Below are 23,751 nucleotides of genomic sequence, written 5' to 3' on the forward strand. Positions count from 1 at the left end.
CCACGGTCTGTACTGCTGCTAACAGTCAGAAGCTGGCTTTTGGTCCCACCCACCCCTTCGAGTCTTACCATACAAGCTGGCTTGCCTGCGATCTGCCGCGCAGCGGCAGCAAAACCGGTTCATGCAATGGCGCTGGGACGGCGCAGGGGGCGGCTTTCAGGGATTCCACCGCCACACCGGGTTCGAAAGGTGCTCGGTGAAAAAATCCGACAGCGCGCGGATTTTTGCGGGGCGGCTTCGCGCCGAGGGGGTGACAAAATACAGTCCGCCCCGGGCCATGCTCCAGCCCGGCAGGAGCGTGACCAGTCGGCCATCCGCCAGGTATTCGGCGGCAATGAACTCGGGCAGTTCGGCAATCGCCAGTCCCTCCAGCAGCACCGGGAGCAGCGCGTCCGAGTTGGTGACCCTTAATCGGCCTTTCGGCGCCACGTCTTCTTTCGTGCCGTTGGTGTGGGTGAAGCGCCACAGGTCACTGCGCGCCCGATAGGCATAACTGAGGCATGACCGATCGGCGAGCTCTCGCGGATGCGCCGGATGCCCGTGCTCCGCCAGGTAACCCGGCGAGGCCACCAGAAATTGCGTCACAGAACACAGTCGGCGCGCCACCAATGAGGAGTCGGGCAATACGGCGATGCGCAGTGCGGCATCGAAACCCTCGGCGATCAAGTCCACCGATGCGTCAGAAAGGTGAAGGTCCACCGACAGCTCAGGGTATTGGCGCAGCAGTCGGGGCAACAACGGCGCGACCCAGCGCAGGCCGAACGCCATCGGCATCGCCAGGCGCACTTGCCCGCGAGGCTGTATGGCCAGGTCCTGCGCCTCACTCTCGACCTCTTCGGCCTGCCGATAGATCTCCCCGGCCTTCGCCGCCATGCTTGAACCGAACTCGGTCAATGCCAGTTGCCGAGAAGTCCGGTTGAACAGCCGACCGCCCAGACGCTCTTCCAGCCGGGCCACCGCCCGCGAAACGGTAGGGACGGAAACGCCCATCAGCCGCGCCGCTGCCGCGAATGACCCTTCTTCCGCCACCTTGGCGAACATGGCGAGACCTTCGAAATCGGGGAGTTTGCTCATTTCATTTCTGCAATGATGGATTGCGGACAATTCTATTTTGAAAGGTGTCAGTCGTCGATAAGCTTCTCCTCATCGAAACACCTTACCGAACTCACTGACTGACCTTTCTGGAGAATCACCATGGCTCGCAAACTCGAAGGCAAAATCGCACTGGTCACCGGTGGCACCACGGGCATCGGCCTGGCCACCGCCAAACGTTTCGCCGAAGAAGGCGCCCACGTTTACCTCACCGGCCGCCGTCAGGCCGAACTCGACGCCGCCGTCGCGCAAGTCGGTAACGCCACCGGCGTTCGGGTGGACTCCACTCGCCTCGATCAACTCGATGCGCTATACGCACAAATCAGCGCGGAGAAAGGCCACCTTGACGTGCTGTTCGCCAACGCTGGTGGCGGTTCAATGGTGCCGCTGGGCGAGATTACCGAAGCGCACTACGACGACACCTTCGACCGCAACGTGAAAGGTGTGCTGTTCACCGTGCAGAAAGCGCTGCCGCTGCTGGCGAAAAACGCGTCGGTCATCCTCACCGGTTCGACCGCTGGCAGCTCGGGCACCGCCGCTTTCAGCGTGTACTCGGCCTCGAAAGCCGCTGTGCGCTCCTTCGCCCGCAGCTGGATTCTCGACCTCAAGGACCGCAACGTTCGCGTCAACACCTTAAGCCCTGGCGCCACCAAAACCCCTGGCTTGGTTGATCTGGCCGGCCCGGATGCCGCGCAACAGCAAGGGCTGCTCGACTACCTCGCTTCGCAAGTGCCGATGGGCCGTGTGGGTGAACCGATAGAAATCGCCAACGCCGCGGTGTTCCTCGCATCAGACGACGCGAGTTTCGTGAACGGCATCGAGCTGTTCGTCGATGGCGGCCAAGCGCAAGTTTGATGGATTAAAGCGGGAGGGGATTGCCCCGGCTGTCATCGACGGGCGGCGCGAGATGTGATGAAAAACACGTGGCCAGGCGAGCGAATGCTCAGCCTGGCCAGCGTCATGGGCAAATCAGAACCTGCTGTTACTCGTCAGTGCTACCGGCACCCGACGGGCTTTTGTTGCCGGGGCTGGAGTTGCCGCCGCTGCCCGCTTCGCCACCGGAGCCTGGCAGCGCCGTGCCTTTGGTTTTGGCGCCGTTGGTGCCGGCTGCCTTTTTGTCGGTGTGAGTGGATGTGGTATGGGTCTGGCTCGCTTTGGTTTTGTGGGTGTCGCTAGGGGCAGTGGTGGTGCTGCTCGCGGCCATTACCGGCAGCGAAAGAATGCAGGTCAGTCCTGCCAGGGCGAACGCGGAACTCAGTTTCTTATTCATGTCGTCAAGCCTCATGGTCACTAAATTCAGAGCGCATGCATGCTGACGAGGGCGTCAGCAGCTCTAGTGTTTGGGGCATTGAGGGCGGGGAAAAGTTTGTGAAATTAATGCCCCGGCGATGAACGGTCGGATACCGGGAGACTGGCTGTTGCCGTTTCGATGCGCCCCCGACCCCGCGAAACCTTGCAGGGAAGGGGATGGCCAGGTATCAGACCAGACGCGCGCCGCTGGCCTTGTCGAACACATGAACATGGTCGCAACTGCCCCGCAGCGTCAGCTGTTGGCCCAGTTGAAGATCGCCCTTGCGCGGAAGAGAGGCCACGACCGGGGTCGTGCCCGACCTGCCATAGACGTGGCTTTCCGCCCCGGTCGGTTCGATCAGGTCGATGGTGAACGGCAGGCTGAAATCCGACGCATGCGCGCTGCCGAGGCTGAAATGCTCGGGCCGGATGCCCATCACCACCGGGCTTGCGCTGGCCAGATCGACGCGGCGACCAAGGTCGACCTTCTGATCGCCCACAAGCACGATCGACGTCGAATCCTCCTGCACCAGAATGCCGTCGATCAGGTTCATCGCCGGGGAGCCGATGAAGGTGGCGACGAACAGGTTGGCGGGGCGGTCGTACACCTCGATCGGGGTGCCGACCTGTTCGATGCGACCGGCGTTCATCACCACGATCAGGTCGGACATGGTCATGGCCTCCATCTGATCGTGGGTCACATAAATCGCCGTGGTGCCCAGCCGACGCTGCAAGGTGCGGATTTCGATGCGCATCTGCACCCGCAGTTTGGCGTCGAGGTTCGACAGCGGTTCATCAAACAAAAACACCTGGGGCTGACGCACGATGGCCCGGCCCATGGCGACCCGTTGACGCTGTCCGCCAGACAACGCCTTGGGATAACGATCAAGGTAGTTGGAAAGCCCCAGCATGGCCGCCGTTTCCTTGACCGCCGCCGCGATGCGGGCAGGCGATTCCTTGCGCAGTTGCAGGCTGAACCCCATGTTCTGGGCGACGGTCATGTGGGGGTACAGCGCGTAGTTCTGGAACACCATGGCGATGTCCCGGTCCTTGGGCGACAGGTCGTTGATGACGCCGCCATTGAGTTCGATGGTCCCGGAAGACACCGATTCCAGACCCGCGATCATCCGCAGGAGCGTGGATTTTCCGCAGCCCGACGCCCCGACCAGCGAGACGAACTGACCGTCGGCAATGCTCAGGTCGATGCCGTGCAACACCGGGATCGTGCCGTAGTTCTTGCGAAGTTGCTGAATGTTTACGGTTGCCATTTCGGGACACTACCTCTGCCGGGCCACTGCTTCAGGAAAGACGTACAACCTTGGTGAGGTGGCGCGGGGCCGTGCTGTCCAGGCCTTTGTGCCGGGCCAGACGCTCACCGAACAGTTGCAGCGCCGGCAGGATCGCCAGGCTTCGGTCCAGACCGGTTTCGCTGACCTCGACGTGCAGGTCGCCGGGGCCGCCCACGCCAATCACCAGCGCGCCTTTTTCCTTGAGTTCGCTGTACAACCGGGTCTCTTCCTCGTGGGTTTGCGGGCTGTAGATCAGCACCACGCAGGTTTGGTCATCCACCAGGCTGACCGGGCCATGACGGTATTCCAGCGGGTGGAACACCTGGGTGTAGGTCAGGCTCATTTCCTGGAGTTTCAACGCGCCTTCGCTGGCCAGACCGTAGTAAGCGCCGCCGCCGAGGTACACGAAATGGGTGCGGGACAGCACGGTGCTGCTGACTTGACGATCCAGCGTCTGCATCGCGCGTTCAGCGGTGTCAGCGATGTGAGCGTCAACCGGAGACCCGGCGAGTCGCAGGCCCAGCAGCAGCATCAGGCTGGCGGAGCTGCTCATGACGATGCCTTCCGAGGGGTGGGTCGGCGCGAACACCACTTGATCGCTGCCTTTCGCCAGGCTGCTTTCGCTTTCGCAGGTGATGCCGATGGTCTTCAAGCCACGGGTGCGGCTGGCCTGCACGGCCTCGACGGTTTCCGTGGATTCGCCACTGCGGGAGAGGGCGATGACCAGCGCGTCCTGATAGTGCGCCAGATACGCTTCCGGACGACGCGCCCATTCGCCGCCAGGCACGGCGATGGCGCGCTTGCCGTTCAGGTTGAACGCGCTGGCCACCGTTTGCGCCAGGTAATACGAAGTGCCACAGCCGACGACCACCACGAAGGTGGCGTCCACGGTCGGGAGGGGTTGGGTCAACGCGGCTTGCCAGAAGGGAAACTGCTCGACGATGACGCGTTCGGTAACGTTCATGTGGGGGTCCTTATGAGGTTATTTGGTCGCGCCGGCGATGAGGCCGCGCACGAGGAAACGGTTGAGAAAGATCACCAGCAACACGGGCGGCAGCATGGCGATGACCCCGGCCGCGTTCATCAGGCCGTAGTCGACGTAGTTGCGGGTGACGAATTCGGGAATCAGGACGGTCAGCGACTTGGTGGCCAATGAAGGCGAGAACACCAGCGGCACCATGAACTGCCCCCAGGCGCTGAGAAACGTGAGGATGGCGGTGGCGATCAGGCCGGGCGCCGCCAGCGGCAGAACGATGCGGATCAGCGTGTACGTGCGGCCCGCGCCATCCAGCCAGGCGGCCTCTTCGAGGGACACCGGCAGCGATTGATACACGCTGCGCATGAGCCACAACGCCAGCGGCAGAAACGCGGACACGTAAATCAGCGTGACGCCCAGGTACGTGTCGATCAGGTGCAGCGAAATCATCAGGCGATACAGCGGAATCATCACCGTGTACGCCGGTACCGCCATGCTCGCGACCACCAGCCCGAACAGCAGGTTTCGGCCCGGAAAGCGCAGCCGCGCGAAGGCGTAGCCCCCGAACGCGGCGGCGACCAATGTCACCAGCGTCGCCGCGACCGAGGTCACCAGACTGTTGATGAACGCCCGAGAGAATTGCGGCCAGACCGACTGCACTTCGTTGCCCTGGGAGACGCTGCTGGCGCCGAACAGCTTGGCGAAGTGTTGCAGCGTAGGGTGTTCCGGCCACAGCGTCAGGTGTTGGCTGAGCATGTCCTTCGGGTCGGTGAAACTGGTCATCACGGCCCAGTACACCGGGCCCAGCGACCAGATCAGCAAGACCAGTACGGCGAGGGCGAATCCGGCCTTGCCCAGCCATTGCAGGGTGAGTTTGCGCATCAGTCGAACCTCGTCTCACGGTAGACCTTGAGGACGTAAATCATCGACACCACCAGCGAGGCAATCATGGCCAGCACCGACAGCGCCATCCCGTAGGAGAACTTCAGGTTCTGGAACGCCGACATGTACACCTGAATGATCAGGCTGCGGGTGTCCAGGCTGGAGCCGTTGAGAATCCAGGCCTCGTCGAACAGGTTGAACGCAAACACCGTGGACTGGCTCAGCGCGATGGCCAGCCCGCCTGCGATCAGCGGCAACGTGATCATGCGGAAGCACTTGAGCGGGCCCGCGCCGTCGAGTTTGGCGGCTTCGTACAGATCGCCCGGAATCGCCTGTAACGCCGCGAGCAGAATGATCGCGGTGAGGGGCAGCATCCTCCAGACGTGCACCAGTGCCACCAGCAGCAGGGCGGTGTTGTGGTCGTTGAACCACACCACGTTTTCGTCGAGCAGCCCGACCGCTTTGAGCAGGTTGTTGAGCAGGCCGTAACTGGGGTTGTAGATCCACAGCCAGACCAGCGCATTCACCACCGGCGGCAGGCACCAAGGCAGCACCAGGGCTGCCAGCAGCCATTGGCGCCCGTGACGGACCTTGTTCAGCAGCAGGGCGGCGCCCAGTCCTCCGACCGTTTCCAGGACCACGGCCAGCACCACGTAAATCAGCGTGTTCCAGGTGGCGTGCTGCACGTTGGTGTCGGTGGCCAGGTTCTGGTAATTGAGCAGCCCGATGAAGGGGCTGCCCGGGCGCATCGGATCGATGCGGTACAGGCTGTCGAGCACCGTGGTCACCAGCGGCACGAACACCAGACTGGCCATGACCACAATGATCGGCAGCACGTACACCAGCCCGAGCCAGGTCTCGCCCGGCACCGGACGCAGCCGTTCTCTGATCGTGTTCAGATTCATCACGGCTGCATCGCACTCTGGGCTTCGCGGGCGATCTGGGCCACCGCTTGATCGACCGTCAACTCACCTTTGGCGGCCTGATTCAGCGCACTGGAGACTGCGCTGGTGAACTGCGGATACCAGACCGGCGTGCCTTGCTTGAACAGCGGGTCCACCAGACCGGCCTGTTGCAGGATCACGTCACCGCTCTTGAGCTTGCCCTCGCTGTTGAGTTGCTTGAGCACGCTGGTGCGGGTCGGCAGGTTGCCCAGGGTTTCATAGCTCTCGATCTGGTTCTGCGGCTTGATGAACCAGTTGATGAACGCCTTCGCCCCTTCCTTGTTTTTCGCGGTGGCCGGTATGCCCACCGCTTCCGGCAAGCCGATGGTGCGCGCGGTGCCGGTGGTGGTCAGCATCAGGGCGGCCGCGACGTGATCCGCAACCTGAGACTTGGCCGGGTCGCTGTAGACCGCCACGTTGCCTGCCCAACCGGCGAGGTCGAAGGAGGCATCGCCTTTCTTGAACAGCTCCTGGACTTCCACGTCTTTGAGGCCTGTCGCGGCGGGGCTGATCAGCCCGGCCTTGAGGGCTTCGACCTCGAACGCCATCGCCTTGTAGCCCGCCGAATCCGGCTTGACGAATTGCGGCTCCAGTTTGTCGTTGAACAGCTCGCCACCAAACACCTTGGTCAGCAGATACCAGGCGGTGGCACTGCCTTCGGTGGCCGACAGGGGAAGGGCGATCGGGTATTGGGTGATGTTCTTGGCCTTGATCGCCTTGGCATCTGCCAACAGTTGATCCGGGGTGGTCGGCGCCGCGCTGATGCCCGCCCGTTGCAGGTGATCGCGGTTGTAGATCAGCACGCGGAAGTCGTTGGCGTACGGAATCGCCAGCAACTGGCCGTCGAACACGAACAGCTTGGCAGACGGGATGTCGGCCACGGTGGCCGCGTCCACCGCGCCGTCCAGCGGTTGGTACCACTTGGCGGTGCCGAACTGCCCGACCCACGACCAGTCCACTTCCGTCGCGTCCGCCGGTGGGCTGCCCGCGATCATCGAGGTGGCGACCTTGGTCAGAATCTGATCCCAGCCCAGGGTCTGGGTTTCCAGCGTGAGGTGGGTCTCGGCTGTCAGTCGATCCGTCATCGCCTTGGGCAAGGTGCCCCAAGGTGGCAACAGCACTTCGGTGGCGCTGGCCGCGCTGGCGAGCCGGACGAACGCCGGGGTGGCGAACGTCAGGGGCAACAGCGCGAGCGAAGCGATCAGGTGGCGTCGGAGCATGGCAAAACCTCTAGATCGGATAAGGGGAGGTAGATGGCAGTGCAAGCGTGTGATTCAGGTGTGAGGCGAGCGTGTTGATCCAGTTGTTATCCGGGTTCCATCCCGCGTTGTGTGCTGCGCGCCAGAGTGCGCCACCCACGGGTGGCAGACGAGGCGTGAGAGGGGCCGCGGACAGCAGCCGCGTCATCTGACGGGTAATGTCGGGATGGCTGAAGACGCCCCCGGCATGGCTCCAGACCGGGGCGTTCACTCCGCCGATGCGCTGCCAGGCCGCCGTAACGTGTTCAGCGAGGTGGCGGGCGGCGGCGTTCAACAGTTCGAGGGCGTCCGGATCACCGGCGTCGGCCCATGCCGAGACCTGAGCGGCCAGCGCCGCGACGCCCGCACGGCGGTTGCTCAGGCCGTACACCCAATCGATCAATTCATCGGGTTTCAGGGACAGATGCGTCAGCAGTGCCTGGGTCATGCGCGCGGCATGGGCCCGTCCATCCAGCGTGCGACTGGCCAATGCCAACGCCTGAATGCCGATCCAGTGCGCGCTGCCTTCGTCGCCGAACACATCCCCCCAACCCCCCACACGCAGGTGTGGAGCGTCGTCTTCGTTCCGGCTGGCCCAGGCCATCGAACCGGTGCCCGCAAGGATCAGCACCCCCGCGTGAGCGCCGGTGAATGCGCCGTCGAAGGCGATGCGCACGTCGTTCTCGACGGTCACGGGGCAGGGCAATGCCTGCCGGGAGATGTCGGTTTGCTCAACGGACACGGCTTCCAGTTCGCCATGCAGCGGCAGTCCCAGAACGGCGGCGGCGAGGGGCGTACCCGCGGCTTTTGCCAGCAGCGCTCGCAGCTGTTCGCGCCACTGGGGATGAGTCATCGGGTCGAGCCCTTCGCTCGTTCCCCACTGCACGACCTGGCCCTGACGATCAGCCACGACCCACTGCGTTTTCGAGCCTCCGCTGTCCAGGCCCAGGATGCAGGTGTTCATGCCTTGAGGTCCTCGGCAGCCATCGATTGGCTGGAGCCGGTCAGCAGGCCGCAGCCCAGTTCTTTCAGGCGGGCCTGCCATTTGCTGCTCAACTGTTCGTCGCTGACCACGGTGAGCGCTTCAGTCAAAGGGGCGACGCGGTAGGTCAGGCGTTGGTCGAATTTGCTGGAGTCCACCAGCAGCCACGTGCTGCCAGCGCGGGCCAGCATCTTCTGGTTCAACTGGGCTTCGCTGGCGTCGAGGCTGTAGATGCACGCGTCCGGGGCAATCGCGCCCGCACCCAGAAACAGCTGATCGAACCAGAGGTTTTCGATCATCGCCTCGGCCAGCGCACCAACCATCGACGCGTTCTCGGCGCGTAATTGCCCGCCCAGCAGGACAATGGTGATGCCGGGGGTGTTCATCAGCACTTGCGCGACGTTCAGGCAGTTGGTGAAGACCGACAGCGGCACTGGGTCGAGACGCAGACGCCGCGCCAGTTGCAGCACCGTGGTGCCTGCATCAAGGAAGACAGTGGAGCCGGGAACGATCCGCTCATAGGCCACTTCGGCAATGGCGCGCTTGGCGTAGAGGTTCTGGTTTTCCCGCAGATCGAATGCAACCTCGACGCCTGCATTCTTGGCAATGCGTGCGCCGCCGTGGGTGCGATGAATCGTGCCGTCCGCTTCCAGGGTCAGCAGGTCCCGGCGAATGGTCGCCAGGGACGCCTTGGTCACATCGGCGATGGCCTGGATCGTGCTTTCGCCGTGGCTGTAGAGGTGCTGGCAGATCAGCGATAAACGCTCGTCTTTAGTCACTGTGATTGCTCTTTAGTGATTCATGGGAATGAAATATAAGCCTTAAAAAATCACTGTCAATCAAAAATATGATTGATTGTGATCGTTTGGCTCTCTATGGTGACGCTTCAACGTCATCCAGAGGCTTTGGTCATGCAGGCTCATTATCTTCAGGAATTGGTGAAAGCTCACGCACAGGGTCGACCTGTCGGCATCACGTCCATTTGTTCGGCCCACCCGCTGGTGATTGAAGCGGCGCTGCGTGAGGCGACAGGGCATCAGGGGCCTGTGCTGATCGAGGCCACGTGCAATCAGGTCAATCATGAGGGGGGCTATACGGGCATGACCCCTGCCGACTTTCGCCAGTTCGTTCTCGACATCGCGCAGCGCGTGGGCTTCGACGCCGAGCGCCTGATTCTGGGAGGGGATCATTTAGGGCCCAACCCCTGGAAGGACTTGCCCGCCGAGACGGCGATGGTGAAGGCCGAAGCGATGCTCGACGCGTATGCCCGCGCTGGCTTTTCGAAGATTCACCTCGACGCCAGCATGGCCTGCGCGGGAGACGCCGAGCCGTTGCCGGGGGCGTTGATCGCCGAGCGTGCCGCGCGTCTGGCGGCCGTGGTGGAGCGGGCGGTCACGCGTTCCGGCATGCCGCCACCGGTGTACGTCGTCGGCACCGAAGTCCCGGTGCCTGGCGGTGCGCTGGAGAAGGTCGAAGACCTTGCCGTGACCACGCCGCAGGATGCCCAGGCCACTCTGGCGCTCCACCGTGAGGCGTTTGCCGCCCTCGGTCTGCAAGAGGCCTACGGGCGGATTGTCGGGTTGGTGGTGCAGCCCGGCGTCGAGTTCGGCAATGAAAACGTGGTGGTGTACGACGCTCCCAAGGCGCGTGCGTTGAGTGCGGTGTTGCAGAGCGAAAGGCAGGTCGTGTTCGAGGCCCATTCCACCGACTACCAGCCGCTGACGGCCCTCGGTGAACTGGTCCGCGACGGGTTTGCCATCCTCAAGGTCGGCCCCGGCCTGACATTCGCGCTGCGCGAAGCCTTGTATGCCCTCGAACAGATCGCCGCGACGCTGCAGGTCTTGCCGGAACAGGGCCACGTGCATGACGTCATGGAAAACCTGATGCGTCAGCAGCCTCAGCACTGGAACCGCTATTACCACGGCGACGAATCGGCGCTGCGGCTGCAACGGCACTTCAGCTACAGCGACCGCATCCGTTACTACTGGCCGTCGGAACCGGCGAGCGAAGCGGTGGAGGTCCTGTTTCAGGCGCTGGGAGAGCAGCCGATCAGCGAAACCCTGATCAGCCAGTTCCTGCCACACCTCTATCCCCATGTGGCGAACGGCAAAGGCGACAGCTCGGCGAAAGGCCTTGTGCTGGCGGCGATTGCCCATGTGCTGAAGCAATACCGACACGCGTGCGAGGGCGAGCAACAACGCATGGCGTCCTGACGTGCCGTGATGAATGGGTCATGGAAGACCCTCATGAGCCTGCGCGTTCTGCCTCCGAAACGGGCAGCGGTCAAAAAGTCCGAACTCCTTTCGCCCACGCAAAGTCCACCCTAGACGCGCACGTTGCGTCTGGACTTTTAAAGGAGAGCACCATGACCGATTACCCGAAACCACCGTTCAAGCCTCAACAGCAGCCGGTGCCCGGTGATCAGAGCCGAATGGACCCGTACCCGGATTGCGGCGAAAACAGCTACAAAGGTTCGGGCCGCCTGGCCAACAAGATCGCGCTGATTACCGGCGCCGACAGCGGCATTGGCCGCGCCGTCGCCATCGCGTTTGCCCGTGAAGGCGCCGACGTGGCGCTGTCGTACCTCGACGAGCATGAGGATGCGAAAGAGACCGCGCGTTGGGTGGAAGAAGCGGGGCGGCAGTGCCTGCTGCTGCCGGGGGACCTGGCGAAAAAAGAGCAGTGCTCGGCCATTGTCGATGCCACCGTGAAAGCGTTTGGCCGCATCGACGTACTGGTCAACAACGCCGCGTTTCAAATGACCCACGAACACCTTGAAGACATCTCTGACGAGGAGTGGGTGAAGACCTTCGACATCAACATCACTGCCATTTTCCGCATCTGCAAGGCGGCGCTGCCGTCGATGGCCCGTGGCAGTTCGATCATCAACACGAGCTCGGTGAACTCGGATTCGCCCAAGCCGACGCTGCTGCCTTACGCCACCACCAAAGGCGCCATCGCCAACTTCAGCGCCGGTCTGGCACAGATGCTGGGACCGAAAGGTATCCGCGTGAACAGCGTTGCGCCGGGACCGATCTGGACGCCGCTGATCGTTGCCACCATGACCGATGACGACGTGAAAAGCTTCGGTGAAGAAACGCCTTTGGGCAGACCGGGCCAGCCTGTCGAAGTGGCGCCGATTTACGTCCTGCTGGCGTCCGACGAGGCCAGTTACATTTCCGGCACCCGCTACGGCGTGACGGGGGGCAAGCCGATTCTCTGACCTGACCCCCAGAGCCATAACCTTCAACACCCGGTTCGCCTGCTTCTCATGCCGGTTTTGGTTCGTCACACTGACGGCCGAAATCGGGGTGATCAGGGACGGGAACGGGTGTTCGTCTGCCTTCTGAAAAATACTGGGAATTTCCTGCGAACGGGCAATGTCCACCGACCACACAATAAAGGTCACCAAGGAACACGGACATGGCCATCTCCACGCTTGAACTTCGCCACATCATTGAATCTGCCTTTCTACCCATGCGCTCCACCTGTTCGGCCTCGGCCCACGGTGAGCTGACCATTGAAATCATCGATCCGGCCACGGGGTTGAATGTCGTGTTCGGCGGTATTCCCATGGCGTCCCTCGGCACCAGTCGAGCGATTTCCGATCTGATTGCCCAGCTTCGTGCACAGGTCTGTCGTCCAGCTCGACACGCCAATGCCTATCGGCCCCGCGCGATGGGGTGAACGCTGCTGAGGCGCGACTTGACGGCAGAGAGTGCTGGGCGCGGTCATCCGGAAGGATAGGTGCAGTCTGACGCCGATGTGTCGCCTGCCGGGTCGTTTCGCGAATGAATTCGCTCCCACAGTGAACTCTGCGTCAGGCTGCACGATCAGCGGCGACGCCAGACGTCTGTGGGAGCGAATTCATTCGCGAAGGTGTTCAATACGCAGCCTGTGTTACATTTGCCCCTGTTTTCACTAGGCGCCACCCTAAGCCTCTCCCCACGACCAGCCCCTTTCAGGACATCCATGACCGACCAGTTCGCGGCGTTGCGCGTGTTCGTTCGCCTTGCGCAGACCGGCAGTTTTTCCAGAACGGCACGGGAGCTGAAACTGTCGCAACCCACCACCTCGCGCATGATTTCCGATCTGGAAGCGCATCTGGGCGTGACCCTGTTCAATCGCACCACCCGCGCCGTGGCGCTGACCCAAGCCGGGGCGGACTATCTCGTGGATATCCAGCCGATACTCGACGCGTTGACCGAAGCCGATTACCGCATCCGCGGCAGTGGCGAGTTGCGCGGAGAGTTGCGGGTGAGCATGGCGTCCATTATTGCGTCACGCATCATCCTGCCGCGCTTGAAGGGTTTCATGGCCGAACACCCGCATCTCACTGTTCTGCTCTCGACCGAGGACCGACGTCAGGACCTTATCCTGGAAGGCATTGACGTGGCGCTGCGCTTCGGCACGCTGGCCGATTCCAGTGCGTTGGCGCGCAAGGTGGGCGGTTGGCCGCTGATCATGGCGGGCGCCCCGGATTATCTCCGCCAACAGGGCACGCCCTCATCGCCATCCGATCTGACCGTACACCGCTTCGTCGTGGCGGGACCGGTGGCCGCCCGAACGCTGTTGATCGAACAGAATGGGCTGGAAATACCCGTTGAAATCCACGGCAACCTGACCGTCACGGGAACGGATGCGGGGGTCGTCGCGGGGAAGGAAGGCCTTGGGCTGGTGGTCGCGACCGTTCCCGCGCTTATCGCCGACATTGAAACCGGCAGTCTGGTGCGGGTCATGGCCGACTGGAACCTGGGCGCGGTGGACGCTTACGCGCTTTATCCGGGAGGGCAGGCGCCGAAACCCGCCGCCCGGGCATTCGTGGAGTTCATGATCGACGCGCTAAGCGATGTCGATCTCTGCCCCGAGTGAGTCAAGATAAATCGCGACCTGCGCAGACCCTAACCGTTGCGTTGTTCGTGTAACACCTAAATATCTGAATAAGTCTTATACCTCGCCCGCCGTCGGCACTGGCGGACGCCGATGTTATTGTTCGGCTTCACCTGTATCGCCCGACAGGCAGACTTTTCGTCAAGTTCGGGCTGTCCTGTAATTGGAGTCGTTGTCATGATCAAGATGAGTTTATTCCTCACCCGCCGTTCGGATCTAACGTTCGAACAATTCAGTGAATACTGGGCAAACGTGCACTGGCCCATCGTACAGACAGTGCCAGAAGTGTTGGAGCACACCATTCGTTATGTGCAGCAGCACAACGTCGGAGGCCTCCCGGAAGGCGTGCCTGCGGCCCCGTTCGACGGTTATGCGGAAGCCTGGTTCGCCAACAAGGAAGCCATTTATAAAGTGATCGGTTCTCCGAAGTGGGACGAGATCGTTGCGGTCGATGACGAGAACTTTCTCGACCGTTCCAAGACGCTCGTATTGTTCACTGAAGAGAAAGTCGATTACGTCGCTTGAAACTTCCAGGCGTTGTACAAGGCTGTAAACGTTGAACTAAGGAGTCTCTGCGAAGAGGCTCTTTTTTTGTGGCTGCATGGTCAAGAACCGGTACGCATGAAGGGCGTTTCCAGTCCCGACAGGCTAGTCGTCACCTGGTGGCAATCTGCATCGCGATCCAAGGGGTTTGCTGGTAGTCTGCCACCCGTGAATACGGGCTCCACAGGAGCAGCCATGACCCCTCTACACGCCATCCCTTCGGCACCTCCGCCCGCCGCGTCCGCGACGTCAAAGGATGACCTGTCCGATATCGAGCTTCTGCACACCATCAGCATGGCGCTGATAGGCGAGCAGGACCTTGAAGCCCTGTACGGCAAGATCGTCGACGCAGCAGTGTCCATTACCGGTTCGCAGTTCGGCACGATGCAGAAACTTTGCCCTCCCGACCACGCGTCAGGGCATGGGGGCGAGCTTCAATTGCTGGCTTCTCGGGGCCTGCCCCCCGAGGCCATCGGGTTCTGGCAATGGGTCAGGCCCACGGCCTACAGCAGTTGCACGATGGCGCTGAAACTGGGGGAACGAGCCGTCATCCCCGACTTCGAACAATGGGCCGACATTTCAGGCACCGAAGACCTGCAAGCCTTTCGCCGCACCGGCATCCGTGCCGCGCAGACGACGCCGCTGCTGTCGCGCAGTGGCGACCTGCTGGGCATGATTTCCACCCATTGGAGCCAACCTCACCAGCCGTCCGAGCGCGACTTGAGGTTGCTGGACATTCTGTCGCGCCAGGCTGCCGACCTTCTCGAACGCACGATTGCAGAAGAGTCGTTGCGTGCGCGGGAACAGGAACTGGCACGCACCTGCACCATGCTGCTGGAAATCGAAGAGCAGCAGCGTCAAGGCGCCGCCGAGCTGCGCCGCCTGAACGAAACCCTGGAACAGCGCGTCGCCGAGCGCACCGCCGAATTGATGCAGGCCGAAGAAAAACTGCGTCAGTCGCAAAAAATGGAGGCGGTTGGGCAACTGACGGGCGGGCTGGCCCACGACTTCAATAACCTGCTGGCGGGCATTTCGGGCTCCCTCGAACTCATGGGCAAACGGATCGTTCAGGGCCGGCTGGCCGAGGTGGACAAATACATGGCCGCCGCTCAGGGTGGTGCAAAGCGGGCCGCCGCGCTCACCCATCGCCTGCTGGCCTTCTCGCGACGCCAGGCCCTCGAACCGCGCGCCACCCACGTCAACACGCTGATGCACGGCATGATCGAGCTGGTCCAGCGGACCGTCGGCCCCGGCATCACGCTGGAAACCGCCGGTGCCGCTGATTTGTGGCCGGCCTTTGTCGACGCGAGCCAGCTTGAAAACGCGTTGCTCAACCTGTGCATCAACGCCCGGGATGCCATGCCCGACGGCGGATGCATCACGCTCAAGACGTCCAACGAATACGTCAATCGCGAGACCGCGCTTGCCCACGACATGTCGGAAGGGCACTACCTGTGTCTGTGCGTCAGCGACACCGGCATCGGCATGACGCCGGAGGTGATCGCTCATGCCTTCGAACCGTTCTTCACCACCAAACCCATGGGTCAGGGCACCGGGCTGGGGCTGTCGATGATCTACGGTTTCGCCCAACAGTCGGGCGGCCAGGTCCGGATTCAGTCCCGCGTGGGCGAGGGCACGAGCGTCTTCATCTACCTGCCGCGCCACCATGAAGAAGGGGTGCCGGAAGCGTCGCCCCGGAAAATCACTGCCGTGGATGTCGCGCAGCACGGGGAAACGGTGTTGCTGGTAGACGACGAACCCACCGTGCGCATGCTGCTGGCGGACGTGTTGGGTGAGCTCGGTTACACCGTGATCGAAGCTGCCGACAGCCTCGCCGGACTCAGGCTGCTGCGCTCGGACATGCACATCGACGTGCTGGTCACCGACATCGGCCTGCCGGGCGGCATGAATGGTTGGCAAATGGCCGACGCGGGACGGGAAGTGCGACCCGCGCTCAAGACGCTGTTCGTGACCGGGTACGCCGAAAGTTTCGTGCTCGACAGCGGTCAGCTTCAGCCGGGTATGCAGTTGCTGACCAAGCCGTTCGAGATCGACACCCTCGGTGGCCGCCTGCGCGACCTGCTGTCCTCATAACGGCTGGCGGCGGCTCACGCGGCTGGCACCTGCGGCGTTGTGAACCAGGCCTCAGAGGGCGTTGGAAAGCGCATCTTCTCTCGAAGCCGTGCAGCGTTGTTCGCGTTGGTCAGCATCTCGACCAGCAGAAACGCCACTTCCGACGCCGTGCCCGGTCCAGTGGATGTGATCAGCTTTCTGTCTCGCACTACCGGTTGGTCGACGAACGTGGCACCGGTCTCCACCAGTTGCTGCTTTCGGCGTCCGCCCACCTGGTGATAAACCGTGGCCTGGCGCTCGTGCAGCACGCCCGCCCGGCCCAGGCACAGCGAGGAGACGCAGACGCTGGCGACGATCTTGTCGGCCTCGACGAAGTGGCGGATCGTCTCCAGAAACGGCTCACTCAACGCTTCTTCGTAAAACCCGCTGGGTTCGAAACCGCCCGGCAATGCCAGGGCGTCGAACGCAGTCAGGTCCAGATCGGCCAACTGCCGATTGGGGCGAATCACCAGGCCAAACGTTGAGGTGATCTCCTCCCTCAGACCTGCCATCACCAGTTCGATCTTTTCCTCACCGACCAAGTCAGCCCAACCCAGAATATCGGTGAACGCCGCCATTTCCATGGGTTCAACGCCATTGGCGAGTAACATCAAAACCTTTTTCACATCGTCTCTCCATTCACGTGGACGCACCTCCGGCTCGCAAGCCGTCAGTCATGAACGGAATGGTTGATGTTCGGGCGGCTGGGGACAATCCCTTGGAATCGCAATTGATCATTCCATGGCGTGAAATGATCGCGGGCACTGCGTTCGCTCACCGCTGCTGCAACGCCACCTTCAATCCCAACCCCACAAACAGTGTGCCGATCAGTTTTCCTTCCCAGCGACGGAGTTTCGCCAGGCCTTTGATACACCGCCCCAATGGGCGGATGGCAATTGCGATGAGGCTGGTGTAGGCAACGCTCAGCCCGGAGAAAATCAGCCCCAGCAGGGCGAACTGCACCAATGAAGAATCAGCTCCGGCGTGAACGAACTGGGGCAGAAAGGCGAGGAAGAAGATCGCCGTTTTCGGGTTCAGGATTTCGGTGCCCACGGCTTGCAAAAACGCCTGCTTCGCGCTGACGGCGGGCAGGTCTGGGCGGCTTGTGGCGCCGGGTTTGGCGACGAACGCCCGGACACCGAGGTAAATCAGATAACAGGCGCCGGCCAGTTTTACCGCGTTGAACGCGGTGGCGGACGTCATCAGAATCGCCGACAACCCGAGTGCGGCGCTCAAGGTGTGAAGCAGATCTCCCGCCGCAATCCCCAACCCCGTCGCAATGCCCAGCTTTCGACCGCCTTGCAGTGTGCGGGTGATCACCAGCAACACCGCTGGACCGGGAATCAGAAACAGACCGAGGACGACAGCGACGTAGGTCATGAGAGAGGCGGGGTCGAACATGGCGGCAGGTCTCGTTGAGGGGGGGGGCTGACAGTAATCCTCAGGTCTTTTATGAAAGCAATAGGCGCGACAGGCCGCGCAGCTACAGCGGTGGGTATCACCACCCCCGATGGTGCTCCAGCAAGAAATCCACGAATACCCGAACCCGCGCCGTCATGGTCGAGCCGCCCACGAACACGGCGTGGATCGGTTCGCGGTCGCCCGGGTTGTAGGCTTCCAGCAGGGGGACGAGCAGACCGCGTTCGATGTCCTCAGCCACGGAGAACGCGCCGATGCGCGCGATGCCTGCGCCGAGTATCGCCAGTTGTGAAAGCGCTTCACCGCTGCTGCATTCGAGGCTGCCGCTGACTTTGAGGGAAAAGTGTTCGCCGTTACGACAGAACGGCCAACCGTCTGCGGCGCGGCGAAAATTGAAGCGCAAGCAGTTGTGGCGGGTGAGGTCTTCGGGTTCGAGGGGCAGGCCGTGTTGTTCGACATAGCCGGGGGAGGCGACGATCACTTGGCCGGTTTCGCCGATGCAGCGGGCAGTCAAGGGGCTGTCGGGCAGGTCACCGAAGCGGATCGCCACGTCCGCCTGGCCTGCGAGAATGTCGACGATTTCGTCGCCCAGGGTCAGATCGACGAGGATCTCCGGGTACTGCGCGCTGAACGCGGCGATCAGCGGCACGATGGTAAGGCGACCGTGTGCCAGCGCTGCGCTGACCCTCAGGCGCCCCCGTGGGACACCCTGGCTTGTGATGGCTTCTTCGACTTCGGCCATGTCCGCCAGAATGCGCCGTGCACCGCGCAGGTACGTTTCGCCTTCGGCGGTGAGGGCAATCGCCCGGGTCGTGCGCAACAGCAGGCGGGTTCCGATGCGTTGCTCGGTACGGGCGATGATCCGGCTGACGGCCGAGGGCGTGAGGTCCAGTGCCCGGGCAGCCGCTGAGAAGCTTCCCGTCTGCGCCACCTTGGTGAACACCTCCATCTCACCCGACTTACCGTTGAGGTCCATTTGTGCTCCTGGCGCAAAAGTGCTTGGACAGAAAGCGGTCTACCGCCTTTAACGCGGGGATCGTAGCATTTGCGGCATAGATAAGGAGCCCCTCATGCGTATCAATCCACCCCTCATCGCGCTCTCGATCGGTGCTTTTGGCATCGGCGTGACCGAGTTCGCACCCATGGGCATGTTGCCCGGTATTGCCGCCGACCTTGGCGTTTCCATTCCCACCGCCGGGCTGCTGGTCAGCGCCTATGCATTGGGCGTGCTGATCGGCGCGCCCCTGATGACCCTGACTACTGGAAAGATTCCACGGCGTGCTCTGCTGATCGGCTTGATGGCCATTTTTACCCTCGGCAACCTGATGTCGGCGTTGGCCACCAATTACGAAAGCCTGCTCATCGCCCGGGTGGTGACCTCGCTGAACCACGGTGCTTTTTTTGGCATTGGCTCGATTGTCGCCGCCAGTGTGGTGGCGCCCGAAAAACGGGCAGGGGCCGTCGCGGCCATGTTCATGGGGCTGACCATCGCTACCATTGGCGGGGTGCCGCTGGCCAGTTGGTTCGGCGAAATGCTGGGTTGGCGAACGGCGTTCTGGGGCATTGCCGGTCTCGGTTTTGTGGCAATGATTTCCCTCTGGTTCGCCTTGCCTAATCTGCCGCTGCCGAAGAGTGACGGCGTGATGGCGGAGGTTCGGGTGTTGCTCCGGGGATCGGTGCTGTCGGCCCTGGCGCTGACGGTCATCGGCTCGGGCGCGATGTTCACGGTGTTTACCTACATCGCGCCGATCCTGCAAAGCGAAACCCATGCGTCCACCGGGTTCATCACCGCCATGCTGGTGCTGTTTGGCGTGGGGCTGACGCTGGGCAATGTGTGGGGCGGCAAGGCGGCGGATCGCTCGGTCGACCGGACATTGATCGTCTCGCTGGTGGTGTTGATCGTAGTGTTGCTGGCGTTCTCGGTGCTCATGCGCTGGCCGCTGCCGACCGCGCTGGCGATTCTGGTCTGGGGCGCGGCGAGTTTTGCCTTGGTGCCGCCGCTGCAGATGCGGGTGATGGAAGCCGCAAAAGACGCACCGAACCTGGCATCGGCGGTGAACATCGGCGCGTTCAACTTCGGCAACGCCATTGGCGCGGTGCTGGGCGGCGCGGTGATCAATGCCGGTCTGGGCTACCCCGCGATTTCGCTGGCGGGAGCAATGATGGCGGGGCTGGGTCTGTTGATGGTGTTGGGGTTTGCCTGGCGCGCCCGAATTCGCTCAGTGCGATATGCCTGACAGGGCCGAAGTATCCCGCGTGACCTTCGTGGGGACCATCGGCCTGTAGTGGATGGACGGCCAGGTGATGCAGGACGTCCTTCCCAGGAAGGCCATTAGTGCTTGCGGGTGGCCGCCACGTTCAGCGCCGGTATGCCGGCGAATGCCCTGGCGATGAAATCCATGAACGCGACGGCCCGTTGGGGCAGCAGCCGATTGGCCACGTACAGTATCTGAATGGGAACGGGCGTCGGGTTGTCGTCCGCCAGAATGACCTCCAGCTCGCCACTCGCCAGCCCGTCGGCGAACAGCCAGCGCGGGCCGTAGCCAATGCCGAGCCCCGCATCTACGGCCGCTTGAACAGCTTCCGGTGAGTTGACCCGAAACCGCCCCGACACCTCGATGGCCTGATGCCTGAAATACCAGGATGTGCCCGACGACAGCAGCGTGTACACCACACAATCGTGATGTGCCAGGTCGGAAGGGGTCGTCGGGCGGCCTTTGCGGGACATGTAGCGTTGACTGGCCACGCACACCCGCTCGAACAGGCCGATGCGGCGGCTTCGCAGCGCGCTGTCGTCCAGATGCCCGATCCGGATCGCCAGTTCCGCGCCTTCCTCCACCAGATTGATGTAGCTGTCGCTGATGTGCAGGTCCAGCGACACGCCGGGGTACGCTTCAAGAAACGCAGGCACGGCGGGCATCACAAAGGTGTGGGCGAGGGCGGTCGGGCAGGCCACCCGAAGCAGCCCTGAAGGCGACACGTTGTCGCGCAGGGTGGATTCCGATTCGCTGACGGCGTCCAGAATCCTCCGCACCTCGGCGTAGTAGCGCTCGCCTTCCGGAGTCAACGAGAGCTTTCGCGTGGAGCGGTGCAACAGCCGGGTTTGCAGATGGTCCTCAAGCGCCGCGACGTACCGACTGACGTTGGGTTGCCCCAAGCCCAGTTGTCGGCCTGCGGCGGAAAAACTTCCGGTTTCCACCGCCCTGACGAAGCACGTCATCAGCAGGAATCGATCCACGTCCACCTCTCGTCATTCATGCTCGAAAAGACATGAATGATATACGAACAGGCAGTCTTATCGATTTTTATGCATGAAGGCATGCTGGTGATTCTTGAGGCGTATCCGATGCCTCAACCGTCGACAGGAATGATGCATGTCTCGCTTGAACGGAAAACGCACGTTGATTACCGGTGGCACCAGTGGAATCGGACTGGAAACCGCGAAGCAGTTTTTGGCTGAAGGCGCACGGGTGATCGTCACAGGCGTCAATCCCGATTCCATTGCTCGCGCAAAGCGGGAGTTGGGCGCGGAGGTTCGCGTCATCAGCGCCGATTCGGCCAGCGTTGACGCCCAACGTCAGTTGGCTCGGATCGTTGAGGAGCACTACGGGCGGTTGGACATCGCCTTTCTGAATGCGGGCATCGCTGAATGGCGCCCGGTCGAAGAGTGGACCGAGGAACGTTTTGACCGTTCGTTCGACATCAACGTCAAAGGGCCGTACTTCCTGATCCAGTCACTGCTGCCAGTGTTCGGCACGCCCGCGTCCATCGTGCTCAACACGTCCATCAATGCCCATGTGGGTGCGGCGACATCGTCGGTTTATGCAGCGACCAAGGCCGCGTTGCTGAACCTGTCGAAAACCTTGTCGAGCGAACTGGTAGGACGCGGAATCCGCGTCAACGCCGTGAGCCCCGGCCCTGTGGACACGCCGCTCTACGACAAGCTCGGTATTCCGGATGCGTACCGCGATCAGGTCAATCAAGCCATCATCGACTCGGTGCCTTTCGGTCGCTTCGGCACGCCGGACGAGGTCGCGAAAGCGGTGCTGTACCTTGCCTCGGATGAGTCGCGCTGGACCGTCGGCGCTGAGATCATCGTCGACGGCGGGCGCATGCTCAACGGCTGAAGGCTGCGGTCAACCTTCGGCCGATAAGCGCAATGGCTTCGCTGAGAGTCAGTGAAGCCGTCGTTACTCCATCGCTTCTGCCACCCCCTGATCCTCCCCCAGAAACCCGCCGCTCTGGTGCTGCCAGAGCCGTGCGTAGGTGCCGTTCTTTTCGAGCAATTCGGCGTGAGTGCCTTGTTCGATGATCCGGCCTTCATCCATGACGATCAGCCGATCCATCGCCGCGATGGTAGACAGCCGGTGGGCGATGGCGATCACGGTCTTGCCCTGCATCATTTCATCGAGGCTTTCCTGAATGGCGACCTCGACTTCCGAATCCAGCGCGCTGGTGGCTTCGTCCAGCAGCAGGATCGGCGCGTTCTTGAGCATCACTCGCGCGATTGCCACGCGTTGGCGCTGGCCGCCGGAGAGTTTGATGCCGCGTTCGCCGACCAGGGTGTCGTAGCCAGAGTGGCCTTGTTTGTCGCTCAACTGACGGATAAACCCATCGGCCTGGGCCATGCGGGCGGCTTCGTAAACGTGCTCGTCGGTGGCGTCGGGCCGTCCGTAGGCGATGTTGTCGCGGATGGAGCGGTGCAGCAGCGAGGTGTCCTGCGTGACCATGCCGATAGCGCTGCGCAGGCTGTCCTGAGTGACGTGGGCGATGTCTTGGCCGTCGATGTGAATCTGGCCTTTGTCCACGTCATAGAAGCGCAGCAGCAAGTTGATCAGCGTGGATTTGCCGGCGCCGGAACGACCCACCAGGCCGATCTTTTCGCCCGCACGAATGCTCAGGCTCAGGCCGTCGAGCACCTGGCGTTCGCCGTTGTAGTTAAAGCTCACGTTGTCGAAGGTGACGGCGCCGCCGGAGGTCGTCAACACGCCTGCATCGGGCGCGTCCTGCACCTTGGGGCCGCGCGTGAAGGTGGTCATGCCGTCCTGCACGGTGCCAATGCTCTCGAACAGCGAGGTCATCTGCCACATGATCCAGTGGGACATGCCGTTGATGCGCAAGGCCATGGCCGTGATCGCCGCCACTGCACCCGCACCGACGTCGCCCTGGTGCCAGAGCCACAGCGCGTAGCCACCGGCGCCGAAGATCAACCCGACCACCAGCGCCTGATTGACGATCTCGAACTGGCTCACCAGACGCATCTGGCGAAAGCCCGTGTGCTTGAAGTCTTCCATTGCCGCGCGGGCGAAGTGCGCCTCACGCTTGGAGTGAGAAAACAGCTTCACGGTGGTGATGTTGGTGTACGCATCGGAGATGCGCCCGGTCATCGACGACCGTGCATGGGCCTGTTCCTGCCCGACCTTGCCCAGACGCGGCACGAAGTACCACATCGCCAGGCCAAACAGCACGATCCAGGCAATGAAAGGCAGCATCAGCTTCAGCGCGAAGCCACCGGCCAACGCAATGATCGCGATGAAATACACGCCGATGCCAGGTGCGATTTCGATCAGGGTGAACAGCACTTCGCGCACGGCCAGGGCAGTCTGCATCACCTTGGTGGTGACCCGGCCCGAGAACTCGTCAGAAAAAAACGACAGGCTTTGCCGCAGCATCAAGCGGTGGAAGTCCCAGCGCAGCCGCAGCGGCAAGTTAATCGCCAGCACCTGGTGCTGCACCATCGTACGCAGGGCGACCAGCCCGACACTGGTCACCAGAACGATGCCGATGCCCCAGAGCACGCGGGTTTCCTGCGCGACCGCGGCGTCTCCGCCGTTCTTCCAGGAGGACAACAAGTCCACCACCTGACCCAGAAAGGAAAACAGCCAGGCCTCGTAGATCGACACCCCGGCGCTGAGCAGGGCCAGGGCGAGCACGTAACCGCGAGCGCCACGGGTGCAGGCCCACAAAAACCGCACCAGACCGTCCGGTGGCGGAGGGACTTCGTCCGGCGGGAAAGGGTCTAGCCATCGTTCAAATGCGCGAAGCATTGGGTTCTCCATCACGTTTCAGTGAGGGGGATTCTGCCATTTAACGG

At 62.3% G+C, this 23,751-nt stretch carries 23 protein-coding genes; 9 read left to right on the forward strand and 14 right to left on the reverse strand.

Features of this window, described 5'->3' with window-relative positions; translation table 11 throughout:
• Positions 1–156: 156 nt before the first annotated feature.
• Positions 157–1,074 (reverse strand): LysR family transcriptional regulator, encoded by a 918-nt coding sequence (locus tag ACIQAL_RS14030; protein ID WP_401146247.1) that lies wholly within the window; start codon positions 1,072–1,074, stop codon positions 157–159.
• Positions 1,075–1,194: 120 nt separating this feature from the next.
• Between ACIQAL_RS14030 and ACIQAL_RS14035 the strand changes: the two genes are divergently transcribed.
• The gene (locus tag ACIQAL_RS14035) at positions 1,195–1,947 is read left to right on the forward strand and encodes an SDR family NAD(P)-dependent oxidoreductase (protein ID WP_401146250.1); all 753 of its coding nucleotides are present in this window, start codon (positions 1,195–1,197) and stop codon (positions 1,945–1,947) included.
• A gap of 127 nt (positions 1,948–2,074) precedes the next feature.
• Here ACIQAL_RS14035 and ACIQAL_RS14040 read toward each other — a convergent pair whose 3' ends face one another.
• From ACIQAL_RS14040 to ACIQAL_RS14075, 8 genes are all read right to left on the reverse strand, one after another.
• Positions 2,075–2,362, reverse strand: coding sequence for a hypothetical protein (locus ACIQAL_RS14040; protein ID WP_166595330.1), 288 nt, complete (start codon positions 2,360–2,362; stop codon positions 2,075–2,077).
• 208 nt (positions 2,363–2,570) lie between these two features.
• The gene (locus tag ACIQAL_RS14045; protein ID WP_401146252.1) at positions 2,571–3,650 is read right to left on the reverse strand and encodes an ABC transporter ATP-binding protein; all 1,080 of its coding nucleotides are present in this window, start codon (positions 3,648–3,650) and stop codon (positions 2,571–2,573) included.
• 31 nt (positions 3,651–3,681) lie between these two features.
• Positions 3,682–4,635, reverse strand: coding sequence for an SIS domain-containing protein (locus ACIQAL_RS14050; protein WP_401146253.1), 954 nt, complete (start codon positions 4,633–4,635; stop codon positions 3,682–3,684).
• 18 nt (positions 4,636–4,653) lie between these two features.
• Positions 4,654–5,529 carry a carbohydrate ABC transporter permease gene (locus ACIQAL_RS14055; RefSeq protein ID WP_401146255.1) on the reverse strand — a complete coding sequence of 292 codons (876 nt, stop codon included), beginning with the start codon at positions 5,527–5,529 and terminating at the stop codon, positions 4,654–4,656.
• Positions 5,529–6,434, reverse strand: a complete 906-nt coding sequence (locus ACIQAL_RS14060; protein ID WP_401146256.1) for a carbohydrate ABC transporter permease — start codon at positions 6,432–6,434, stop codon at positions 5,529–5,531. Before ACIQAL_RS14060 ends, ACIQAL_RS14055 begins: the two co-directional genes overlap by 1 nt.
• The gene (locus ACIQAL_RS14065; RefSeq protein WP_401146259.1) at positions 6,434–7,693 is read right to left on the reverse strand and encodes an extracellular solute-binding protein; all 1,260 of its coding nucleotides are present in this window, start codon (positions 7,691–7,693) and stop codon (positions 6,434–6,436) included. The genes ACIQAL_RS14060 and ACIQAL_RS14065 overlap by 1 nt, the downstream gene beginning before the upstream one ends.
• A 10-nt stretch (positions 7,694–7,703) precedes the next feature.
• Positions 7,704–8,675, reverse strand: coding sequence for an N-acetylglucosamine kinase (locus tag ACIQAL_RS14070; RefSeq protein WP_401146261.1), 972 nt, complete (start codon positions 8,673–8,675; stop codon positions 7,704–7,706).
• Positions 8,672–9,472, reverse strand: coding sequence for a DeoR/GlpR family DNA-binding transcription regulator (locus ACIQAL_RS14075; protein ID WP_401146264.1), 801 nt, complete (start codon positions 9,470–9,472; stop codon positions 8,672–8,674). The genes ACIQAL_RS14070 and ACIQAL_RS14075 overlap by 4 nt, the downstream gene beginning before the upstream one ends.
• A gap of 132 nt (positions 9,473–9,604) precedes the next feature.
• Here ACIQAL_RS14075 and ACIQAL_RS14080 point away from each other — a divergent pair, with 132 nt between their 5' ends.
• The 6 genes from ACIQAL_RS14080 to ACIQAL_RS14105 all read left to right on the forward strand — a co-directional run bounded on the left by ACIQAL_RS14080 (position 9,605) and on the right by ACIQAL_RS14105 (position 16,220).
• Positions 9,605–10,906, forward strand: coding sequence for a D-tagatose-bisphosphate aldolase, class II, non-catalytic subunit (locus ACIQAL_RS14080; protein ID WP_401146267.1), 1,302 nt, complete (start codon positions 9,605–9,607; stop codon positions 10,904–10,906).
• 152 nt (positions 10,907–11,058) lie between these two features.
• Positions 11,059–11,916: an SDR family oxidoreductase gene (locus ACIQAL_RS14085; RefSeq protein WP_401146270.1), complete on the forward strand. Its 858-nt coding sequence runs from the start codon at positions 11,059–11,061 to the stop codon at positions 11,914–11,916.
• Between the two features lie 200 nt (positions 11,917–12,116).
• Positions 12,117–12,380, forward strand: a complete 264-nt coding sequence (locus tag ACIQAL_RS14090) for a DUF1652 domain-containing protein (RefSeq protein WP_401146271.1) — start codon at positions 12,117–12,119, stop codon at positions 12,378–12,380.
• Between the two features lie 285 nt (positions 12,381–12,665).
• On the forward strand, positions 12,666–13,565 hold the full coding sequence (locus tag ACIQAL_RS14095; protein WP_401146273.1) for a LysR family transcriptional regulator: 900 nt from the start codon (positions 12,666–12,668) through the stop codon (positions 13,563–13,565).
• Between the two features lie 195 nt (positions 13,566–13,760).
• Complete coding sequence (locus tag ACIQAL_RS14100) at positions 13,761–14,108, forward strand: EthD domain-containing protein (protein ID WP_166595342.1); 348 nt, start codon at positions 13,761–13,763, stop codon at positions 14,106–14,108.
• A gap of 213 nt (positions 14,109–14,321) precedes the next feature.
• Positions 14,322–16,220, forward strand: coding sequence for an ATP-binding protein (locus ACIQAL_RS14105; protein WP_401146277.1), 1,899 nt, complete (start codon positions 14,322–14,324; stop codon positions 16,218–16,220).
• 14 nt (positions 16,221–16,234) lie between these two features.
• Here the strand turns inward: ACIQAL_RS14105 and ACIQAL_RS14110 are convergent, their stop codons facing one another.
• From ACIQAL_RS14110 to ACIQAL_RS14120, 3 genes are all read right to left on the reverse strand, one after another.
• On the reverse strand, positions 16,235–16,864 hold the full coding sequence (locus ACIQAL_RS14110; protein WP_401146279.1) for a DJ-1/PfpI family protein: 630 nt from the start codon (positions 16,862–16,864) through the stop codon (positions 16,235–16,237).
• A gap of 148 nt (positions 16,865–17,012) precedes the next feature.
• Positions 17,013–17,639 (reverse strand): LysE family translocator, encoded by a 627-nt coding sequence (locus tag ACIQAL_RS14115; RefSeq protein WP_401146282.1) that lies wholly within the window; start codon positions 17,637–17,639, stop codon positions 17,013–17,015.
• A 97-nt stretch (positions 17,640–17,736) separates the two neighbouring features.
• The gene (locus ACIQAL_RS14120) at positions 17,737–18,633 is read right to left on the reverse strand and encodes a LysR family transcriptional regulator (protein ID WP_401146284.1); all 897 of its coding nucleotides are present in this window, start codon (positions 18,631–18,633) and stop codon (positions 17,737–17,739) included.
• A 94-nt stretch (positions 18,634–18,727) separates the two neighbouring features.
• Between ACIQAL_RS14120 and ACIQAL_RS14125 the strand changes: the two genes are divergently transcribed.
• A complete protein-coding gene (locus ACIQAL_RS14125) occupies positions 18,728–19,894 on the forward strand; it encodes an MFS transporter (protein ID WP_401146287.1) in 1,167 nt (388 codons plus the stop codon).
• A gap of 95 nt (positions 19,895–19,989) precedes the next feature.
• Here the strand turns inward: ACIQAL_RS14125 and ACIQAL_RS14130 are convergent, their stop codons facing one another.
• Positions 19,990–20,895, reverse strand: a complete 906-nt coding sequence (locus ACIQAL_RS14130) for a LysR family transcriptional regulator (protein ID WP_401146289.1) — start codon at positions 20,893–20,895, stop codon at positions 19,990–19,992.
• 136 nt (positions 20,896–21,031) lie between these two features.
• On the opposite strand from ACIQAL_RS14130, the gene ACIQAL_RS14135 reads away from it, so the two are divergent.
• On the forward strand, positions 21,032–21,784 hold the full coding sequence (locus tag ACIQAL_RS14135) for an SDR family oxidoreductase (RefSeq protein ID WP_401146292.1): 753 nt from the start codon (positions 21,032–21,034) through the stop codon (positions 21,782–21,784).
• Between the two features lie 63 nt (positions 21,785–21,847).
• Here the strand turns inward: ACIQAL_RS14135 and ACIQAL_RS14140 are convergent, their stop codons facing one another.
• The gene (locus tag ACIQAL_RS14140; protein WP_401146295.1) at positions 21,848–23,704 is read right to left on the reverse strand and encodes an ABC transporter ATP-binding protein; all 1,857 of its coding nucleotides are present in this window, start codon (positions 23,702–23,704) and stop codon (positions 21,848–21,850) included.
• Positions 23,705–23,751: the final 47 nt, after the last annotated feature.

This window comes from Pseudomonas sp. NPDC088368, from assembly GCF_044753445.1.
GTDB lineage: Bacteria > Pseudomonadota > Gammaproteobacteria > Pseudomonadales > Pseudomonadaceae > Aquipseudomonas > Aquipseudomonas bambusae.

Excerpts from the sequence above, each read along its gene's own strand:
- ACIQAL_RS14030 (WP_401146247.1), bottom strand. The coding sequence starts at position 1,074 with ATGAGCAAACTCCCCGATTTCGAAGGTCTCGCCATGTTCGCCAAGGTG.
- ACIQAL_RS14035 (WP_401146250.1), top strand. The coding sequence starts at position 1,195 with ATGGCTCGCAAACTCGAAGGCAAAATCGCACTGGTCACCGGTGGCACC.
- ACIQAL_RS14040 (WP_166595330.1), bottom strand. The coding sequence starts at position 2,362 with ATGAATAAGAAACTGAGTTCCGCGTTCGCCCTGGCAGGACTGACCTGC.
- ACIQAL_RS14045 (WP_401146252.1), bottom strand. The coding sequence starts at position 3,650 with ATGGCAACCGTAAACATTCAGCAACTTCGCAAGAACTACGGCACGATC.
- ACIQAL_RS14050 (WP_401146253.1), bottom strand. The coding sequence starts at position 4,635 with ATGAACGTTACCGAACGCGTCATCGTCGAGCAGTTTCCCTTCTGGCAA.
- ACIQAL_RS14055 (WP_401146255.1), bottom strand. The coding sequence starts at position 5,529 with ATGCGCAAACTCACCCTGCAATGGCTGGGCAAGGCCGGATTCGCCCTC.
- ACIQAL_RS14060 (WP_401146256.1), bottom strand. The coding sequence starts at position 6,434 with ATGAATCTGAACACGATCAGAGAACGGCTGCGTCCGGTGCCGGGCGAG.
- ACIQAL_RS14065 (WP_401146259.1), bottom strand. The coding sequence starts at position 7,693 with ATGCTCCGACGCCACCTGATCGCTTCGCTCGCGCTGTTGCCCCTGACG.
- ACIQAL_RS14070 (WP_401146261.1), bottom strand. The coding sequence starts at position 8,675 with ATGAACACCTGCATCCTGGGCCTGGACAGCGGAGGCTCGAAAACGCAG.
- ACIQAL_RS14080 (WP_401146267.1), top strand. The coding sequence starts at position 9,605 with ATGCAGGCTCATTATCTTCAGGAATTGGTGAAAGCTCACGCACAGGGT.
- ACIQAL_RS14085 (WP_401146270.1), top strand. The coding sequence starts at position 11,059 with ATGACCGATTACCCGAAACCACCGTTCAAGCCTCAACAGCAGCCGGTG.
- ACIQAL_RS14090 (WP_401146271.1), top strand. The coding sequence starts at position 12,117 with ATGGCCATCTCCACGCTTGAACTTCGCCACATCATTGAATCTGCCTTT.
- ACIQAL_RS14095 (WP_401146273.1), top strand. The coding sequence starts at position 12,666 with ATGACCGACCAGTTCGCGGCGTTGCGCGTGTTCGTTCGCCTTGCGCAG.
- ACIQAL_RS14100 (WP_166595342.1), top strand. The coding sequence starts at position 13,761 with ATGATCAAGATGAGTTTATTCCTCACCCGCCGTTCGGATCTAACGTTC.
- ACIQAL_RS14105 (WP_401146277.1), top strand. The coding sequence starts at position 14,322 with ATGACCCCTCTACACGCCATCCCTTCGGCACCTCCGCCCGCCGCGTCC.
- ACIQAL_RS14115 (WP_401146282.1), bottom strand. The coding sequence starts at position 17,639 with ATGTTCGACCCCGCCTCTCTCATGACCTACGTCGCTGTCGTCCTCGGT.
- ACIQAL_RS14120 (WP_401146284.1), bottom strand. The coding sequence starts at position 18,633 with ATGGACCTCAACGGTAAGTCGGGTGAGATGGAGGTGTTCACCAAGGTG.
- ACIQAL_RS14125 (WP_401146287.1), top strand. The coding sequence starts at position 18,728 with ATGCGTATCAATCCACCCCTCATCGCGCTCTCGATCGGTGCTTTTGGC.
- ACIQAL_RS14135 (WP_401146292.1), top strand. The coding sequence starts at position 21,032 with ATGTCTCGCTTGAACGGAAAACGCACGTTGATTACCGGTGGCACCAGT.
- ACIQAL_RS14140 (WP_401146295.1), bottom strand. The coding sequence starts at position 23,704 with ATGCTTCGCGCATTTGAACGATGGCTAGACCCTTTCCCGCCGGACGAA.